Raw genomic sequence first — 18,441 nt, forward strand, 5'->3', positions numbered from 1 at the left:
GGGCCACCGAGCGCTCCTAAGCCACCGGGACGATCCTGGGTTTCCGGCCAGCTCCGCCGGCACCCGCAGAGTGCCCCGGATTAGCGGGGAGGTGCTGATCAGCCGAGGACTGCGGGAGGGCGCCGAGACCGGCGCGTACCGCCCAGGCCCGCGTGTCGACCACATCGCGGCGCAACTGCTCCACCAATGCAAGAGGCCCGGCGAAGCGGCGCTGCGGGCGCAGCCGCTCGTGCAGCCGCACGAGCACCGAGCGCCCGTACAGATCACCGGCGAAGTCGAGCAGGTGCGCTTCCAGCAGCCGCTCGCCATGCCTGCCGTAGTAGGTGGGCCGATGCCCTACCGAGATGACGGCCACGTGCACGCCACCGCCCTCACCCCTGCCCTCGCCCCTGCTCTCGTCCCTGCTCTCGCCCCTGCTCTCGCCTCCGCCCGCGAAGCCGTCAGCCCTGGGCGGGTCCAGCTGCACCGTGCCGGCCCAGACTCCATCCCGCACAGCGTGCCTCTCGTGCACGCTGAGTGAGGCGAGTGCGATGTTGGCCGTGGGGAAGCCGAGGAGGCGACCGCGCTCATCTCCGTGCTCGACCACCCCCTCGACGTGCAGGACGACGCCGTGCGGGTGCACCCCGCCCGTTGAGGCTTCGATGTGCACCGGTGCCGCCGTGTCGGCGGCCGACGGGCTGAGCACGCACCGGCCCGCTGGCTGTGACGGTGTGCTGGAGCCCTCCACGGGTCGTTGCGCGCTCATGACGGCTGCTCGAGGTTGGCGGTGGCGATCGGGAAGTCGAGCAGCGGAACGACTTCTTCGCCGAAGCGGTCCAGCCCGTCGCGGAAGTCATCGAAGTCCATGAGCAGCCCGTGGATGCCGCCGGTCGCGGCGAGCTGGTTGAGGTGGGTGGCCACGGTGGCGGGGGATCCGGCGAACAAGGTGGGACTGTCCGGATCGATGGCCTGGTAGGTCTGGATCGACTCTGCGGCTGCCGCTGAGCTGACGCCGTTGGCGTCGAGGGCGTAGTGCCCCTTCTGCTGGGCCAGTGCTTCGGTGTCCGCGCCAGCGTTGTAGTAGGCGATCTTCTTGCGCGCCTGCTCGTCACTGTCGTCCAGGATGACCGTGCGGTGGGTCAGCAACCGTACCCGGCGTCCGTGGGGGGCCGCCGCCTGCTGCAGCTCGGCGTTGGCTGCGGCGATCGATGCCTGGTCGTCGGCCATGGTGAAGTTGTAGTCGGCGAACTGGGCGGCGAAGCGGCGCCCGCGTGGCGATGCACCGGCGGCGGCGATATCGATGTGATGGGCTGGGGTGGGGCCCACCTGGCAGTCGTGCAGCTGGAAGTGCTTGCCGGTGAAGTCCGAGCGTCCGCTTGCCCACAACTGCTGCAAGATGGTCGCGTACTCACTGGCATAGTCGTAGCGGTAGCCGAAGTACTCATCCCCGGGCCACATGCCCATCTGCGCGTACTCGGCGCGGTGCCATCCGGTGGTGATGTTGATGCCCAGGCGAGCGGGTGCGACGTCGTCGATGGTCGCCGCCATGCGCGCGAGCATGGCCGGGTGCAGGGCGAGCACTCCGATGGAGGCGAAGATCTTCATGCGCTCGGTGGTGGCCAGCAGGGCGCTGGTCAACGTCAACACGTCAGCTGTCTGGTTCCAGTGCTGCGTCTTGCCGCCGTAGCCGCGGAAGGTGACCATGCCCAAGCCGAGGGTGAAGCCGTAATCCTCGGCGCGCTTGACGATGCTGTGGTTGAGCTCGTAGCTGGGCGCGTACTGCGGAGCGGTCTCCGAGATGATCCAGCCGTTGTTGCCGGTGGGCAGGAAGACGCCCAGCTGCATGGTGGTCTCCTTGTGGTGGAAGGGCGGGCGGGGAAGGGGCGGCTCGAGGAGAGCCGCTGGAGCACGGCTGGTCGCCGACGGCGGGTGGTGGGGATGGTCGCCTGTGCGTGCCGTGGGAGCCAGCCACGCCTGCAGGGGCTGGAGGCAGGGGCTGGGTGATGCCGGGGCCGGGGGAGCTGTGTGCCCCCGCGCGCCGGGTGACCTTGACGGGTGAGGCCCTGCCGCGTCGAGGCAGGGGTTCACCCCCGGGGCGCGGTGCGGCGTCCCCGACGCACCCTCTGGTCTGACCACTAGACTTGAGAGGTCAGACCAATTGTATGCTGTCGGGGTGAGCATCGAGGATTCCGCACCAACCTCGCAACGACGCTACCTGAACGTCGCCCAGCGACTGCTCGGGGACGTCAACGCCGGTGTCTACCAGCCGGGGCAACGGCTGCCGGGCGACCGCGACCTGGCCAGCACGCTGGGTGTCTCCCGCTCCACCGTGCGCGAGGCGCTGCTGGCGCTGGAGCTGGTCGGAGCCATCAACGTGCGCCACGGCGACGGCATCTACGTCTCGCCGGCGGATGTGGTGCGCCTGGACCCCGGACGCACCCTGCTGGGCATCCTGCCGCAGGACCTGCTGGAGAGCCGGGTCCACCTGGAGTCCATCACCACCCGCCTGGTGGCTGAGCGCATCGATGCCGAGCAGCTGCAAGCCTTGGAGGTGCTCGTGCGGGCCGGCGAGCAGGAGGCGGTCAACGCCGAGGACTTCAACGCCAAGACCCACGAGGGCCTCGGCTTCCACGCCCACCTGGCGGCCCTGTGCGGCAACGAGGTGCTGGCAGGTGTCGTCGCTCAGCTGGTCAGCACCGAGCGCCACCCGCTGTGGGTGCTGCTGAACCTGCACGCCCTGCGTGGGCCGGGAGCTCAGCGACGTCAGTTCGAAGAGCACCTGGCCATCTTCGAGGCCCTGCGCGCTGGAGACGCCGACGCCGCCGAGCAGGCCATGCGCACGCACCTGACTAACATCCAGACCCAGATGTTCCCCTCCACGCTCAGCGATCGGCAAGGCTGAGCACAGCACCGGCCGCCGCGAGCGCCGTGAAGGCGCCGCGCTGGCATCCACCGCCGCCGGCTCGCGCAGGGGGGATGTCTCGTGCGGAAAGCAGCTAGGCGAGGCTGAGCTGCCCCAGCGCCGACGGTGCATCGATGCCTCCTCCCCTCAGCAGGCTCGCGCACACCTGCACCGCCAGCTCACGAGCGACGATGACAGGGCGATCGGTCAGGGCACGCAGCACCGCGGCGTCGCGGTGGTCGAAGCCCATGCAGTCCAGCACCGTCACCGCTGTCTGCAGCGCCACGAACTCCTGCGCCAGCTGCCTCCAGCCGCGCTCGGCGCTGGGGTCCTCACCGGCCGGCACCCGCCAGCGCACCTGTGGCTGCAGCCCCAGGGCGGTCCACTTGGTCACCGAGGGCGCCACCTGACCGGCGGTCGGCATCACCGCGGCCACTGCGGCGCCGGGGAGCACCGCAGCGACCACCGCTGCCGACAGGCGGCCGGGCAGCACCAGCGGCACCGAGCAGCGCACGGAGCTGAAGTCGCCGGCGCAGGTGATGACCACCACATCGGCGCCGGCGACCACGAGCCGGTCGACAGCCGCCTGCGCCCGCGGCAGGAAGTGCGCCAGCGGGATCGACACCCGTCCTCCACCCGGCAGCGGGAAGTGGATGGGGAAGACGCCCTCGGGATCATCCAGCGCGATCACCTGCGCGTCGGTGAAGTCCTGCAGCAGCGCCTCGCTGAGGATGTGCGTGCCGGGTGCGGCGCGGGCAAGCTCCTCGCGGAAGCCGGGATCGGGCGTCTGGCCGAGGTCGATGATGCCGAGAGTCGCGCTCACCGCGGGTCCTCCTGGTGCGTCGGTGGGGATGAAGGTGCGTCGGTGGGGATGGAGCATCGGGTCTCACCGCGGCGGGACAGGGATGCCGGCTCACGGGGCGGATCAGGCGCGGCCCGTCACAGGGCAGGACCGGGACGGCGGGGCCTTGGGCGGCGAGCCGTGGAAGGCGGTCACCCGGGCTCAGCGATCCGGTGCTGGGCACGGGAGTCGACAGTCCCGTGCTGGGAGTAGAATTCACAGTCCTGTGCTGGGAGCGGGGCCTGACGCCGATGGTGTGCCGACACGAGCGCTCAGGCGCGCTCACGCCAGGCGAACAGCCGCTGCTCCAGGCGCAGCAGCAGGGCGTTGCCCAGCAGGCCGAGCACGGCGATCACCGCAGCGCCGACGAGCATGTCGGAGACGCGGAACCAAATGCGGGAGAAGTTGATGAGGTAGCCCAAGCCGTTGTCGGCGGCGATGAACTCCGCGCCGACGACCAGGAACCAGCCGGTCCCCAGCGCCATGCGCAGTCCGACGAAGATGGCCGGGGCGGCTGAGGGGGCGATGACGTGGCGGTAGCGCTGCGTGCGGGTCAGGCCGAGCGTGCCCGCGGCCTGCACCAGCACCGGATCGACGTTGCGGATGGCTTCGACGGAGGGCACGTAGATGAGGAAGAACGTGCTGAAAGCGATGAGCATCACCTTCGAGGTCTCCCCGACGCCGAACCACAAGATGAACATCGGCAGCAGGGCCAGGGTGGGCACGGGCCGCAGCACGTCGATGACCGGGTCCAGGACGTTGGACAGCGTGCGGCTGGCCGTGGTCAGCGCCGCCGCGAGCACCGCTACTGGCGCGGCCACCCCCAGCCCCGCCAGCACGCGCAGCGTGGAGGTCCACGTGTCCGTCCACAGCTCCCCGGAAGCCGCCAGGTCACCGGCGGCGCGCAGCACCTGCCAAGGAGAGGGGATGAGCGCGGCGTTGTAGAAGCGGTCGTCACCGTTGAGCACGGCCGCCAGCTGCCAGGTGGCCAGCAGGATGACGATGGTCGCCCAGCGCGGCCAGGCGCGGCGCCCACCGGTGCGCCGGGCCGCGAGGGGCCGGGTGCGCCGGCCGAGGAGGTTCGCGCTCAGGCCCGGGCCGGACGGGCCGGAGGACTGCGCCGGCACGCGGGTCTGGCTCACTGCTCACCTTCCGGGGACTTGGTGGTGGCCCGGTTCAGGGCCTCGTGCACGGCGCGCTCCGCGGTTGTGAACTCAGCGGTCAACGGGTCGCGGGGGCGTGGCAGGGGGTTGGTCAGCACCTGCGGAGCCACGTCCGGGTCGTCGGCGAGCACGACGATCCGGTCGGCCAGCAGCGTCGCCTCCTGCACGCTGTGCGTGACGAACAGCGCCGTCTTGCGTCGTTGCCCCCACAAGCTGAGCAGCTGCTGCTGCAGGCGCTCGCGCGTCTGGGCGTCCAAGGCGGCGAAGGGCTCATCCATGAGGATGACGTCGGGGTCGCTGACGAAGGTGCGGGCGATGGCCGTGCGCTGCTTCATGCCACCCGACAGCTGCTTGGGGTACTTCTGAGCGTGCTCGCGCAAGCCCACGGCGTTCAAGGCCTCATCGACGGCGCGGGCGCGCTCAGCCGGGTCCTGCCCGCGGCAGCGGGGACCGAGCTCGACGTTCTGACGCACCGTGTACCACGGCATCAGGGCGTACTGCTGGAAGACGACCCCCCGGTCCGGGCCCGGCCCGCGCACGGGGCGATCACCCACGAGGACCTCCCCCTCGGTGGGCTCGGCCAGACCGGCGGCGATGTTCAGCAGTGTCGACTTGCCGCAGCCGCTGGGGCCGAGCAGGCAGACGAACTCCCCGGGCTGCACGCGAACGTCGACGTCGGCCAGCACCTGGGTGGGTGGCCCCTGCCGCTGCGGATAGCTCATCGACACCCCGCGAAAGTGCAGGCTGGTGCCGACTGCCGCTGCCGTGCCGTCCATCGTCACCGTGTCCATCTGGTTACCACCTCGGTCTGTTGTGTCGTCGTGGTCGCGCTCAACGCCTCGTGACCCGCCTCGATGCGCTGCTCCAGCTCGCCCTGCAGGGTCGTGGGCCTGCACCTCGAGGCCCCGGGTCAGGCTGTGCTCCTCGTGCTCGGCGACGGCGCAGCGGGAAGCCTGCAGTCAGCGCTCCGGTGCGCGCTCCGGTCAAGTCCTCGCCTGCGCGTCTGCGCGGACGCCTACTCAGGCACTCCTGCAGGCATCCGCTCAGGCATCCGCTCTAGGGTTCCCTCAGACTTGGACCGCTTCGGCGTCGACCTGCTTGAAGAGGCTGAAGTCCACCAGCTGCAGCGGATCCCAGGTCTCCTTGAAGAAGCCCTGAGCTGGCTGGGCCGCCCAGGCCATGAAGGTCTTGGTGCCCTCCAGCCAACGCGCGTCGACGACGGGGTCGTAGGCGTTGGCCTCCAGCACCGGCACCAGCGTGTCGGTAGGCACGTCCAGCTCCTTGCCGATGGGCTCGGCGGCGGCCTCGAAGTCGGCGTTGATGCGCTTGGTCGCCTCCGCCAGGGTGCGCATCAGCGCCAGCAGCGTGTTGGGGTTGGCCTTCAGGTAGTCCTGGGAGACGGCCAGGCCGGTGGACAGGTACAGCCAGTCGACGTCCTCGCCGGCATCGGCGTGCAGGTAGGAGCGGTTGCCGGTGAACCACAACTTGCCGCCGGAGGCGACCGCGGAGGACAGGTACGGCTCCCAGGCGGCCATCGCGTCGATGTCCCCGCGTGCCAGAGCGGTCACCTGCTCGGGTGCCTCGAGGTTGACGAACTCGATGGCCGAGTAGTCCACGCCCTCCGCCTGGCACATGCTCTCGATGGCCAACGCGACGGCGGCTCCGTTGTACATGCCGATCCGCTTGCCCTCGATGTCTTTGGGCGTGTTGATCGTGACGTCCGGGCCCAGCACCACGCCTTGGGTGTTGGAGATCTCGGAGAACTTCATCAGGTAGGAGAAGTCCTGACCGGCCTCGCGCAGGGTGGCGCACTGGTCGACGCCGCTGGAGATGACCTGCACCGATCCGCTGGCGGCCAGGCTGGCCATGTCGGGACCGTTGATGGTGTAGTCGATGGACACCTCCAGCCCGGCGTCTTCGAACATGCCCTCCTGCAGGGCGTAGGCCAGCTGCGCGGAGATCTGCGGGTCCTTGACGCTGAAGATCTTGACGCTGCTCTGCTCCAGGTCGCCGGCGCCGGCGGCGGGGGCGCTGGCCGCTTCGTCGGAGCCGCAGGCGCTGAGCAGGCCGGGCACCGTCAGCCCGGCTGCGCCCAGGGTCGCCGCGCGCAGCAGGGTGCGGCGCGTGGTGTGTGAGCCGGGGCTGCTCGGGACGTGGTCCAGCGGGGGGTGCTGAGCGGTGCGGCGGGTGCGGTCCACTGCTGTCTCCTCGAGGGGTGCTTCGTGCGCGGGCCGCATCGTGCCGGCGGCGCCGAAGGCGGAAGTGGGGTTTCCCGCCAGGCGTTCCCGAGTCGGTCGGCATCGCTCACTGCGGGGGAGTGGTCGCCAGTTGTACACGACAGGTGTTGACCGCCACAAGGGCGGCGCCCGGGCGGATCGTGCCTGCGCGTGCTTACACGTGCCGGGTCGGGCACGTGCCGGCTCGGGCAGCTGCCTGCGGGCGCCCGCTACCGGCGCGGCGCCTACCGGCTACTCCGCGTGGGCCGGCGGTGCGCGGTTTTACAGGGCAGACCACGTGTTGTAACGCGACCGAAACGGGGCCTTGTATACGGTGACCGCAGTGAGCCGACCACTGCTAACCAGTGGTCCGACCACTTCGGGTGGTCCTGCAGGCGCCACCCGGTCCGCTCGAGGTGAAAGGTCCAGCGCGGTGAGCACCCTTCGCATCGTCCTGCGCAAGCTGCTGTGGGTCCTACCGGTCACCTTCGGCGTGGTGACGGCCACCTTCTTCATCTCCCGGGTCTTCATCGGAGACCCCACGAACCTGTACCTGCCTCCCGATGCCACCTACGAAGTCCGCCAAGCGATGCGCGCCCGGCTCGGACTCGACCAACCCGTGCTGTTGCAGTACGTGCACTTCCTCGGCGAGCTGCTGCACGGCAACCTGGGCACCTCCTTCGCCACCGGGCGAGACGTCACCGCCGACCTGTGGGACCGGATGCCCGCCAGCCTGGAGATCGGACTGCTGGGCATCGTGGTCGCCCTCGTGATCGGTCTTCCCGCGGGTGTCCTGGCCGCAGTGCACCGCGACCGCTTCCTGGACTTCCTGCTGCGCGGCATCTCCCTGGCGGGCCTGGCCCTGCCGCAGTTCTGGCTGGGACTGATCGTCATCTGGATCTTCGCGGTGCGCCTGGGCTGGTTCCCCGGCCCACAGGGGCAGCTGCCCACCGGCTGGGAAACACCCGACCGCATCACCGGCCTCGTCCTCGTCGACGCCCTGCTGCGTGCTCAGTGGTCCACCTTCGCCGCCGCCGCACACCAGATCGCCCTGCCGGTCCTGGTCCTGGGAGCGACGACGGCCGCCCCCATCGCGCGCATGACCCGCAACGCCATGGTCGAAGCGCTGGACTCCGACTACGTGCGCACAGCCGTCGCGATGGGCCACTACGGACCAGTGATTCCCTTCAAGTACGCCCTGCGCAACGCCTTGCTGCCCGTCGTCACGACCCTCGGCGGCACGGTCGGCTTCGTCTTCTCCGGAGTGATCCTGCTGGAAAGCATCTTCGCCTGGCCCGGCATGGGTCAGTACGCGCTGCAATCCATCCAGTCCTCCGACTACACCGGACTGCAGGGTTTCGTCATCTACGCAGCCATCCTGCACGTGCTGGCCTATGTGGCCGTCGACGTCCTGTACCTGTTCATCGACCCGAGGACACGCTCGTGAGCGCATCCACCCCCAGCGAGCCAACCGCCGGCATCACCGCCACGTCCGCCTCTGCCTCTGCCTCTGTCGCTGCGCCTGCCGGCGCCAGCTCCGCCGGCGCCACCGGCCCGACCGCTCGCGACGGCGCCGCCACCATGCCGGCCCGGCCACCTGCATCATCGGCTTGGCCACCTGCATCACCGGCCCGGCCACCTGCATCACCGACGGGCAGGAGCAGGCGGGCGTCGATGCGCACCTTCGCCCGCTCGGTCTCGGTCCGGGTGGGGCTGGGCATCCTCGCCGTCTACCTCTTCATCGCCGTGACCGCGATGTTCTGGACCCCGCACGATCCGTCACAACTGGGAACCGGCGGCAGCTACCTGCCCCCCTCGAGGCAGTTCTGGCTGGGAACCGACCGGCTGGGCAGCGACATCGCCTCCCGCCTCATGGCGGCCACCCGCCTTGACCTGGTCATCATCGTGTGCGCTGTCGGGATCGCACTGGTGGTGGGCACTGTCCTGGGAACCGTCGCCGGCTTCTTCGGTGGCCTGGTGGACACGGTGGTGATGCGACTGCTGGAGGTCTTCCAGGCCTTCCCGACGCTGCTGCTGGCGATGCTGGTCGTCTCCGCAGTGGGACCGGGAACCCTCAACCTGGTGTTCATCATGGCGTTCGTCGGGATGCCCCCCTACCTGCGGTTGACGCGGGCTGAAGTGCTGACCCGGCGCACCTGGCAGTTCACCGAAGCCGCGCGCCTGGTCGGCAACCGCCCTCTGGGCGTCGCCTTCCGGCACGTGCTGCCCAACAGCCTGGCGCCCGTGCTGGCCTACACCAGCATCAACGCCGCCTGGGTGGCGCTGCTCACCGCCTCGCTGGGCTTCCTCGGCCTGGGACTGACGCCGGGCACGGCCGAGTGGGGCGGCATGGTCGCCCGCGGTCAGGACGCCATCATGACGGGTCAGTGGTGGATCTCCTTCTTCCCCGGCATCGCGATCGTCGGGTTGGCCGGTGCCTGTTACCTGCTCGGTGACGGCTTGACCGACCACCTCAACCCCAGGAGGCGCCGGTGAGCGGGCCGGAGCAGACACCATCCGCTGTCTCGCCCGGGCCGGCGCACGTCCCCGCGCAAGTGGGCGAGAAGGTGAGCGAACAGCTGGACAGGAACGTGGGCGGGCAGCCGGACAGGCGCATGGGTGAGCAGGTGGAGGAGCAGGGACGGGCCCGGCCGATGGTCGGCATGGCCGGGCAGTCCGCCTCGTCTGCTTCGACGAGCGCGCCCGCCTCCAGCGCGGCGGCGGCCACGCTCGAGCGGCAGCGAGCGGCGCTGTCCGTCCGGGGACTCACCGGCGGCTTCACGGGATCCTCCGGCGCTGGCCCCGGCGGTGCGGACTACACCCCCGTCCTCCACGACGTCACCTTCGACGCGCCCGCCGGCCGCCTGACGGCCGTGGTCGGGGAGACCGGCAGCGGCAAGTCCATCACCGCGATGACCATCCTCGGCATCGCTCCGCGCACCTTCCAGCGCACCGCCGGCAGCATCTTCTTCGACGGCCTCGACCTCACCGCCTGCACCGAGACCCAGCTGCGCCGGATCCGCGGTGGACGCATCAGCATCGTCTTCCAGGACGCGCGGGCGGCGTTGAACCCCGTGCTGACCATCGGCTCCCAGCTGAGCGACGTGGTGCGCCGCCACCGCCGCGGCACTCCACGTCCCGCTGCCCGTCAGATCGTCCTGGACACGCTGCGCCAGGTGCAGATCCCCGAGCCGGTGCGCCGCTACCAGCAGTACCCGCACGAGTTCTCCGGCGGAATGGCGCAGCGGGTGATGATCGCCATGGCCTTGCTGTGCGAGCCGGACGTGCTGATCCTCGACGAGCCGACCACCGGTCTGGACGTCACGATCCAAGCCGACGTCATGGAGCTCATCGTCGGCCTCGGCCGCAGCAGGGGACTTTCCACCTTGCTGATCACCCACGACATGGGCGTGGTCGCCGAATGCGCCGACCACGTGGTCGTCATGCGGCACGGGCAGGTCCTCGAGGTCGCCGACACCGAGGCGATCTTCCACCGCCCCCGCCACGACTACACCCGCACCCTCATCGCCTCGAGCAGACTGGAGGACCGGTGAGCGCTCAGCCCACCACGCCGTCGACGACCGCCTCCTCGACGGTCACACCACCGCCCGGTGACGACCCGGTGCTGGCGATCGAAGGCCTGACCAAGCACTACGCGGTCGGAGCGCGCCGGGAGCAGCTGATCGCCCTCGACGGCGTGTCGCTGTCGGTGCAGCGCGGGCGCACCACCGCCCTGGTCGGCGAGAGCGGATCCGGCAAGTCCACCCTCGCGCGCTGCCTGACCGGACTGGTCCAGCCCACCAGCGGTACCGTCCTGCTGAACGGGGAGAAGATCTCCGGTCTTGGAGCGGTGGCGATGTCACGCATCTACCGCGATGTGCAGATGGTCTTCCAGGACCCCAACTCCTCGCTCAATCCCCGCCGCAGCGTGCAGCAGACCGTGGCCGAGCCGCTGAAGCGGCACCTGAACACACCGGCCAAGCAGCGCCGTGAACGGGTGCGCGAACTGCTGCACTTGGTGGGCCTGGACGACCGGCACCTCGACCGGCTGCCGCACGAGCTCAGCGGTGGGCAGCGCCAGCGCGTGGGCATCGCCCGCGCCATCGCCGTCGAGCCGCAGGTCCTCGTGCTCGACGAGCCGACCTCCTCGCTGGACGTCTCCGTGCGGGGGCAGGTGCTGGATCTGCTGCTGGAGCTGCAACAGCGCATGGGCATGACCTATGTCTTCATCAGCCACGACCTGCACGCGGTCCGCCGCGTCGCCGACCGCGTCTCGGTGATGTACCTGGGAGCCGTGGTGGAGGAGGGACCGGCGACCACGGTCTTGACGGCACCGGCCCACCCCTACACCCGTGCTCTCATGTCCGCAGCCCCTGTCCCCGAGTACGGCATCCAGCGCCAGCGCCTGCGCCTGAGAGGTGAAATCCCCTCACCCATCGGCCTGCGCCGAGAATGCCGCCTGGCCGGCCGCTGCCCCATGGTGCGCGACAGCTGCCGCACCGCGCAGCCGCCTCTCACGGCCATCGGCCCACACCACACCTCCGCCTGCCCGGTCACTGCCCCATCCGCTTCGGCCGCCTGAGCCGGGAGGCGCCTGCTGACGTCCCTTCCGCAGCCCCACCCAGCAGACGCGCTCCGCCCGCACTCACCCAGCGGCGAGCCGCTGGCCCCTGCACGGCGAGGGCCGTCCCGCCGCGCAGATGCGCGCCACGACCATCGCGCAACCACCACCGTCAGGCGCGGCGCACCCACCGCCGTCACCGCACCGCGCCACCCCCGCCCTCTCCTTCGGAGGTTCCCCATGCCCGCTCTCACCCGCCGCTCCGTCCTAGGCGCCGCCACCGCCTCCGCGGCCGCGTTGACGCTCTCCTCCTGCAGCAGCTCCGAAGCCGGCGACAACGACGACGGCGGTGGCGACTCCACGCAGGTGGTCGTGGCGATCCCTTCCGACATCAACAGCCTCGACCCCGCCAACACCCTCAGCTCCCAGGACCAGGAGGTCGTGCTCAACCTGTACGACCGACTGGTCAACCTCCAGCTCGATGAGTCCCCCGACGGCTCGCTGGTCTGGGAAGGCCTCGCGGTCACCCCGGGCATCGCCAGCTCCTGGGAGGTGCAAGGAGCGAAGATCACCTTCCACCTGCGCGACGACATCAGCTTCTCCTCGGGCAACCCCCTCACTGCCGCCGATGTGAAGTGGAGCTTCTCGCGCCTGCCGGAACTGGGCGGAAACGGCGCCAACCAGGCCGGAGTCGCAGGCCTGCGCAGCGGTGACCAGATCGAGATCATCGACGACCACACCGTCGCCATCACCTTCACGGCACCCGACGGGACACCCACCGAGCTGCCCGTTTCCCTGCCCAACATGCGCTTCCTGCAGTTCGGCATCATCGACTCCGTCACCGCTCAGCAGCACGCCACTCCCGACGACCCGTGGGCCTCGCAGTGGTTGGCCAAGAACGTCGCAGGAACCGGCCCGTACACCTTGAGCAGTCGCGAGGCCGGCCAACAGCTGACCTTGGAGGCGGTCACCCCTCGCTGGACGGGCACCGAGCCCGGATTCGCCAAGGTCGTCTTGCGCGTCACCGGGGACGCCGACCCGGTAGGGCAGATGAAGAGCGGTGTCGTCGACTACGTCTCCACCGGAGTGACCGGACGGCAGTTCGACGACCTGGAAGCGAGCGGCTTCACCGTCCTCAACCAGCAGGTCGCCGACATCCTGCGCGCCGACGTCACCGTGGACCGCGGCCCGACGGCAGACCCCCTGGTGCGCCAGGCCATCGCCTACGCCATCCCCTACGAGCAGATCATCTCCTCGGCCTTCTCCGGCCGAGGAGAGCGGGCCGCGACCGTTCTGAACCCCCAGGACCCCTTTGGGACATCCGACTGGTCCAAGTACGACACCGACGTGGACACGGCCAAGGCTTTGCTGCAGCAGGCCGGCGCCGGCAAGTTCTCCATGGACATCTGGTACAACGGCGATGTCACCTACTTCGAGGACACCGCTCTGCTGATCCAGCAATCCCTGGCCAGCATCGGCATCAGCGCCAATCCGCAGGCCCGGCCCGGCTCGCAGCTGCAATCGATGCGCCAGGAACGCATCCACGGCACCAACAACGACATGGTCGGGATGCTGCTGGACGAGGCCACCATCTGGTTGGACGATCCTGACACCTTCATGCAGCAGTGGGCGACCACGAGCGGCGCCTCCAACTGGGCGCACTACTCTGACAACGAAGTCGACCAGCTGCAGCAGCAGTTCCGCTTCTCCACCGACGAAGCGGGCCGCAAGGCGGCCTACGCCACGATCCAGGCCAAGCTCGCCGACAGCGCGCACCTGCTGCCCCTGGCTGTGCTCGGACGCACCGTCGCGGTCACCGACGAGGTGACCGGCGTGGCGTTCGGTCCCGAGCCCTACGTCCGTCTGGAGTGGCTGAAGCCGGCCACCTGACCTGGACACCTACAGGGAAGAATCGCCGGCAAGGACGTGCGAACGGCAGCCTTCAAGTAGTGGCCTGCGCGGCGGATCACCACGCACGGCCGGTGGTCGCCGGCACCGGGTCGAAGAGCGCGGCGGTCCAGGGGTGGAGACGCGACCACCGGGCCGGCCGGTGACGTCGCTGCGAGTGGTCACACGTCATCGCGGCAACCGTGCACAGAAGAGCGAGCAAGGGCATTCGCCGACCACGTGGTCGGCGTGAGTTAGGCCGGCACACGCTGAGCCGGCGCGAGAGGGAGAGCACCATGAGCGTTCCGAAGTTCCACCTGGGATGGTTCCAGAGCAGCGGGTTCTCGGTCTCCGGCTGGACCGAACCGTGGTCCGGCTGGCTGGGCCGGGACTGGCAGACACCTTCGTACTGGGCTGACATGGCCCGAGCGCTGGAGCGTGCCTCCTTCGACTGCATGGTCATCGAGGACTCGGTGTTCGTTCCGGAGGACTACGGTTCCTCCCGTGATCACTACCTGCGCAACGCTTTGAGGGCGCCCAAGAACGACCCGGTTCCGCTGATGGCGATCCTCGGACAGGTGACCAGCCACTTGGGTCTGATCCCGACGATGTCGACTTCTTTCTACCCCCCGTTCCTGGCTGCCCGCTTGCTGGCGACGATGGACCACCTCAACGGCGGCCGCGCCGGAGCGAATCTGGTCACCTCCACCAGCGACACCGCCGCCCAGAACTTCGGCCTGTCGCAGCACTACGACCACGCCGAGCGCTACGCGATGGCCGAGGAGTTCGTCCAGGTGCTCGATCAACTGTGGGCCTCCTGGGAGGAGGACGCGGTCGTCGCCGACCGTGAAGCCGGTGTCTACGTCGATCCTACCAAGGTGCACCAGATCGACTTCGAGGGCCGCTACCACCGAAGCCGCGGCCCACTGAACACCGCGCGGCCGCCGCAGGGACGACCGGTGATCAGCCAGGCCGGCGGATCCCCCCAAGGCCGTGACTTCGCCGCCCGCACCGCCGACATCATGCTGGGCTCGGCCGGGTCCCTGGAGGACATGATCAGCCTGCGCAAGGACATGCGGGAGCGGGTGCGCGCCGCCGGACGCGCCGAGGACGCCCTGAAGCTGCTGTTCGTCATCAGCGTCAAGGTGGTCGAGAGCGAAGCGGCCGCTCACGAGCTGCGCGCCCGGGCCGGCACCAAGGACGAGTCGGCGGTCGTGCGCTGGCTGGCGGTGATGTCCAGCCTGACCGGCATCGACTTCGCGCAGTTTCCCTTGGACGAGCCGATCGGTGAACTGAGCACCAACGGGCAGAAGGGGCACCTGGCCCGGCTGCTGCGCTCACGCGAGGAGGGCAAGACCTTGCGTGAGCTCGTGCAGCAGCTGACCATCAGCCAGGACATCATCGGAACGCCCCAGCAGGTGGCCCGGGAGCTGGGTGAGCTGCACGAGGCCACCGAGGGTGACGGCTTCCTGCTCTCCACCGACAACGGTGCCTTCCGCAAGCATCTGTTCGACGTCACCGAAGGCCTCGTCCCCGAGCTGCAGCGGCTGGGGCTGACCCGGACGGGCTACTCGAGCACCAAGCTGCGCGAGAACCTCATGGCCTTTTGAGCACCAGCGCCCCCCTCACCCCGGCGCTCGAGAAGAGGAGCGACATGCACCACCCCACCGCTGTCCCGACCCCGGCCCCGGCCCCGGCTTCCTTCGTCATCCGCTCCACGCGCACCCCCACCCACCCCGCTCCGATGGATGTGCACATCAGCGAGGGACGGATCAGCCGCCTCAGCGCGCCGCAGACCGAGCCCACGCGCTGGGGCCGCGGCGACGTCGACGGACGAGGCCACAGCCTGCTGCCCGGACTCGTCGATGCCCACATCCACCTGGACAAGGCGTACCTGCTCGCCCTGCTCGAGGAGGATGACCTGCCCGAAGGCCACCTGCTCGATGGTGACGCCGACTGCAGGCAGCAGCGCACCCTGGGTGGAGCGGGGACCGCGGTCACCGCGACAGCTGGAGCGACCGAAGCAATAGGAGCAGGCGGAGCGGCAGGAGCAGGCGGAGCGGCGGGAGCAGGTGGAGCGGCGGGAGCAGGTGGCCTGCAGCAGGCGATGGCGGCCGTACAGCGACTGCGTGAAGAGCGCGGCCTGGACATCGTGCGCCAGGGGATGGACCGGCTGCTGACGCAGATGACCCGACAGGGCACCGTCGCCGCCCGAGCCCACGTGGAGGTCGGCACCGGCATCGACCCGGTGGTCGTGCAGGTGCACCGCGAGGCAGCAGCGCGTCATCCCCTGGTACAGCTGCAGCTGGTCGCCTTCCCTCAGCTGGGCACCAGCCACGATCCGGACGCTGCACGGTGGATGAACCGCGCGCTCGACGACGGGTGCACCGTGGTGGGCGGCTGCCCCTACGCCGACGACGACCCTGAACTCCACCTCGAGCTGGTCTTCGCCCTGGCCGCCGAGCGTGGGCTGCCGGTGGACCTTCACTTGGACCTCACCGACGACCCGCAGGCCGCCCAGATCGACCTGGTGCTGGCAGCCGCGGCCCGCGCCGGCCTCGAAGGGCGCGTCAACCTCGGTCACATGACCGCCCTGTCCGCCATGAGTCCTCAGCGCCTGGCTCGGGTGCTGGCAGGCCTGCGCGACAGCGGCACCTCCATCACCGCCATCCCGACCACCGACCTGTGGCTGTCCGGACGCACCGCACAGCGCCCCGGCGTGCGCGGGGTGGCGCCGGTGCGCGCCCTGCTAGAGGCCGGGGTGAGAGTCGCCCTGGCCAGCAACAACCACCAGAACCCCTTCACCCCCGTCAGCGGCGGTGGCCTGCTGCGCGCAGCCTGGCTGGCCAGCCTGGTCTGCCACATCGGCGACCGCGCCGGCCAGCTGCAGCTGCTGCATGCCGTCACCACCTCCCCGGCCCAGATCCTCGGCCTGGGCCGCTGGGAGGTGGGTGAGGACTCGAGTGCGCCATTGTTGCTGGCCGAGGTCGAACGCGCGGTCGATGCCGTGCGGGTGGCTCCAGATGTCCTGCGGCGCCTGACGTGAAAGCAACGCCATGGACCGCCCGCCGCCCTGCATCACCACCCACCCACGCTGCAGCGGCACCACCCACCCACGCTGCAGCGGCACCACCCACCCACGCTGCAGCGGGAGCCAGCCGGGCTCAGCAGGTAGCTGACGGCCTGCGCCAGGACATCTTGCGTGGACGCTTCCGACCCGGCCAACGCCTGACCGAGGAGGTCCTCGGCGAGCTCTATGCCGTCTCCCGCGTGCCGGTGCGTGAGGCACTGCGGGTCTTGGAGGTCGAGGGATTCGTCACCATCGCCCCGTACAAGGGCGTCAGGGTCAGCATCATCACCGCCGCCGATGCGGACGACCTGTTCACCGTACGTGAGACCGTTGAGCGCCTGACCGCCCGCCGCGCCGCGGGGAACTGCTCACCGACCGACCTGGCGGTGCTGGAAGACCTGCTCCAACGAGGAGCAGCGGCCGAGCGGGCAGGCGACATCAGCGAGGACGCCCGCCTGAACACTCTGCTGCACCAGCACATCGCATCCATGTCGGGCAACAGCAGCCTGCAGCGGATGCTGGCTCAGCTGTCGGCCAAGCTGGAGTGGCTGTACACCGTGGACGTGCGCCACCGGGCGAACTCCTGGCAGGAGCACCGCGAGATCGTGGCCGCCATCGCCGCCGGTGACGCCCTGCGCGCCGATGGCCTCATGCGCGCCCACGTCCTGCTCTCCCGCGCCTCCTACCTGTACACCTCCGGCGTCCGCATCGACCCGTCCCTGGACCCGTCCTTGGACCCGCCCACCGACCACTCCAGCGGTGCCCGCGGCACGGGCGCCGGCGAGCACGCCACAGACATCACGATCGGCGCTGGAGCCATCCCGACCGCCGCGGAGGCCCGCCATGCCTGAACCCATCGACCCATCGCCGAGTCCTGTCCACGCTCCCGCCCGCACCGCGCTGGTCACCGGGGGAGGCTCAGGCATCGGGGCCGCGGTGGTGGCCGCGCTCGCCGCCACCGGCACGCACGTGGCGGTCCTGGACCGCGACACCGGCGCCGTGCCCGCCGTGGCAGGGGTCAGCTCGCACACCGTCGACCTGCGCGATGAGGCAGCCACCATCGCCGCCGTGCGCGCCGCGGTCCCCGACGGCAGCAGGTTGGATGTCCTGGTCAACGCCGCTGGCATCGAGCACGTGGCCAGCCTCGAGCAGACCAGCGCCGAGGACTGGGACCGCGTGCTGCACACCAACCTGCGCGCCACCTTCCTGGTGCTGCGTGAGACGCTGCCGGCCCTGCGCCGAGCCCGCGGCTGCGTGATCAACGTCGCCTCTCAGCTGGCGCTGGTGGGCGCAGAGCGCTTCGCGGCCTACACCGCCTCCAAGGCGGCCGTCCTCGGCTTTACCCGCAGCACCGCCCTGGAGCTGGCCGGCGACGGGGTGCGGGTGAACGCCGTCTGCCCCGGGGCGGTCGACACGCCGCTGCTGCGCCGGCAGTTCGCCGATGGGCGCCGCGGACCCCAAGGCACCCTGGACGACCTGGTCGCCATGCACCCCCTCGGCCGCCTGGCCACGGCACAGGAGATCGCCGAGCCCATCGTCTTCCTGGCCGGACCCGGGGCCGCCTTCATGACCGGCAGCACCCTGGTCGTCGACGGTGGGTACACCGCCTGAGCAGCCCCGCTCGCCGCAGCGCACCGCCACCCGCTGGTGAACCACCCGTTGGTCACCGCCCGTTGGTGACCGCCCGTTGGGCGGCGTCAGCGGTGCAGACGCCGCCCGGACCGTGGCACACGAGCGAGAGTGATCCACGCGCCGAGACAAGCATCGTCACCGCCTCGGCCAGCATCTCAGCCACCGCCTCAGCCGGCGCCGCCGGCGCGCA

16 protein-coding genes are annotated in these 18,441 nt (G+C 70.2%); 10 read left to right on the forward strand and 6 right to left on the reverse strand.

Annotated elements, in window-relative coordinates; all coding sequences use genetic code 11:
- Window positions 1-16 precede the first annotated feature (16 nt).
- Window positions 17-745 (reverse strand): riboflavin kinase, encoded by a 729-nt coding sequence (locus tag ACRYM2_RS00215; RefSeq protein ID WP_432519015.1) that lies wholly within the window; start codon window positions 743-745, stop codon window positions 17-19.
- The gene (locus ACRYM2_RS00220) at window positions 742-1,824 is read right to left on the reverse strand and encodes an LLM class flavin-dependent oxidoreductase (protein ID WP_432519016.1); all 1,083 of its coding nucleotides are present in this window, start codon (window positions 1,822-1,824) and stop codon (window positions 742-744) included. The genes ACRYM2_RS00215 and ACRYM2_RS00220 overlap by 4 nt, the downstream gene beginning before the upstream one ends.
- A 328-nt stretch (window positions 1,825-2,152) precedes the next feature.
- On the opposite strand from ACRYM2_RS00220, the gene ACRYM2_RS00225 reads away from it, so the two are divergent.
- The gene (locus tag ACRYM2_RS00225) at window positions 2,153-2,881 is read left to right on the forward strand and encodes a FadR/GntR family transcriptional regulator (RefSeq protein WP_432519017.1); all 729 of its coding nucleotides are present in this window, start codon (window positions 2,153-2,155) and stop codon (window positions 2,879-2,881) included.
- A 94-nt stretch (window positions 2,882-2,975) separates the two neighbouring features.
- Here the strand turns inward: ACRYM2_RS00225 and ACRYM2_RS00230 are convergent, their stop codons facing one another.
- The 4 genes from ACRYM2_RS00230 to ACRYM2_RS00245 all read right to left on the reverse strand — a co-directional run bounded on the left by ACRYM2_RS00230 (window position 2,976) and on the right by ACRYM2_RS00245 (window position 7,083).
- On the reverse strand, window positions 2,976-3,704 hold the full coding sequence (locus ACRYM2_RS00230) for an AroM family protein (protein ID WP_432519019.1): 729 nt from the start codon (window positions 3,702-3,704) through the stop codon (window positions 2,976-2,978).
- 290 nt (window positions 3,705-3,994) lie between these two features.
- Window positions 3,995-4,864, reverse strand: a complete 870-nt coding sequence (locus tag ACRYM2_RS00235) for an ABC transporter permease (protein WP_432519020.1) — start codon at window positions 4,862-4,864, stop codon at window positions 3,995-3,997.
- Entirely contained in the window at window positions 4,861-5,676 is an 816-nt protein-coding gene (locus ACRYM2_RS00240; RefSeq protein ID WP_432519021.1) for an ABC transporter ATP-binding protein, read from the reverse strand. The genes ACRYM2_RS00235 and ACRYM2_RS00240 overlap by 4 nt, the downstream gene beginning before the upstream one ends.
- 276 nt (window positions 5,677-5,952) lie before the next feature.
- Window positions 5,953-7,083, reverse strand: a complete 1,131-nt coding sequence (locus tag ACRYM2_RS00245; protein WP_432519022.1) for an ABC transporter substrate-binding protein — start codon at window positions 7,081-7,083, stop codon at window positions 5,953-5,955.
- A 451-nt stretch (window positions 7,084-7,534) separates the two neighbouring features.
- On the opposite strand from ACRYM2_RS00245, the gene ACRYM2_RS00250 reads away from it, so the two are divergent.
- The 9 genes from ACRYM2_RS00250 (at window position 7,535) to ACRYM2_RS00290 (ending at window position 18,230) form a co-directional block, all read left to right on the forward strand.
- Window positions 7,535-8,548, forward strand: a complete 1,014-nt coding sequence (locus tag ACRYM2_RS00250) for an ABC transporter permease (protein WP_432519024.1) — start codon at window positions 7,535-7,537, stop codon at window positions 8,546-8,548.
- 227 nt (window positions 8,549-8,775) lie between these two features.
- Window positions 8,776-9,597, forward strand: coding sequence for an ABC transporter permease (locus ACRYM2_RS00255; protein ID WP_432519025.1), 822 nt, complete (start codon window positions 8,776-8,778; stop codon window positions 9,595-9,597).
- A gap of 71 nt (window positions 9,598-9,668) precedes the next feature.
- A complete protein-coding gene (locus tag ACRYM2_RS00260; RefSeq protein ID WP_432519026.1) occupies window positions 9,669-10,655 on the forward strand; it encodes an ABC transporter ATP-binding protein in 987 nt (328 codons plus the stop codon).
- Window positions 10,652-11,683 carry an ABC transporter ATP-binding protein gene (locus ACRYM2_RS00265; RefSeq protein ID WP_432519027.1) on the forward strand — a complete coding sequence of 344 codons (1,032 nt, stop codon included), beginning with the start codon at window positions 10,652-10,654 and terminating at the stop codon, window positions 11,681-11,683. Before ACRYM2_RS00260 ends, ACRYM2_RS00265 begins: the two co-directional genes overlap by 4 nt.
- 219 nt (window positions 11,684-11,902) lie before the next feature.
- On the forward strand, window positions 11,903-13,552 hold the full coding sequence (locus tag ACRYM2_RS00270) for an ABC transporter substrate-binding protein (protein ID WP_432519028.1): 1,650 nt from the start codon (window positions 11,903-11,905) through the stop codon (window positions 13,550-13,552).
- A 293-nt stretch (window positions 13,553-13,845) separates the two neighbouring features.
- The gene (locus tag ACRYM2_RS00275; protein ID WP_432519029.1) at window positions 13,846-15,159 is read left to right on the forward strand and encodes an NtaA/DmoA family FMN-dependent monooxygenase; all 1,314 of its coding nucleotides are present in this window, start codon (window positions 13,846-13,848) and stop codon (window positions 15,157-15,159) included.
- Between the two features lie 134 nt (window positions 15,160-15,293).
- Window positions 15,294-16,595: an amidohydrolase family protein gene (locus ACRYM2_RS00280; protein WP_432519030.1), complete on the forward strand. Its 1,302-nt coding sequence runs from the start codon at window positions 15,294-15,296 to the stop codon at window positions 16,593-16,595.
- Window positions 16,592-17,470 carry a GntR family transcriptional regulator gene (locus ACRYM2_RS00285; protein ID WP_432519031.1) on the forward strand — a complete coding sequence of 293 codons (879 nt, stop codon included), beginning with the start codon at window positions 16,592-16,594 and terminating at the stop codon, window positions 17,468-17,470. The genes ACRYM2_RS00280 and ACRYM2_RS00285 overlap by 4 nt, the downstream gene beginning before the upstream one ends.
- Entirely contained in the window at window positions 17,463-18,230 is a 768-nt protein-coding gene (locus ACRYM2_RS00290) for an SDR family NAD(P)-dependent oxidoreductase (RefSeq protein ID WP_432519032.1), read from the forward strand. The genes ACRYM2_RS00285 and ACRYM2_RS00290 overlap by 8 nt, the downstream gene beginning before the upstream one ends.
- The last annotated feature ends 211 nt before the right edge of the window (window positions 18,231-18,441 follow it).

It is taken from the genome of Kineococcus aridisoli (assembly GCF_050871885.1).
GTDB lineage: Bacteria > Actinomycetota > Actinomycetes > Actinomycetales > Kineococcaceae > Kineococcus.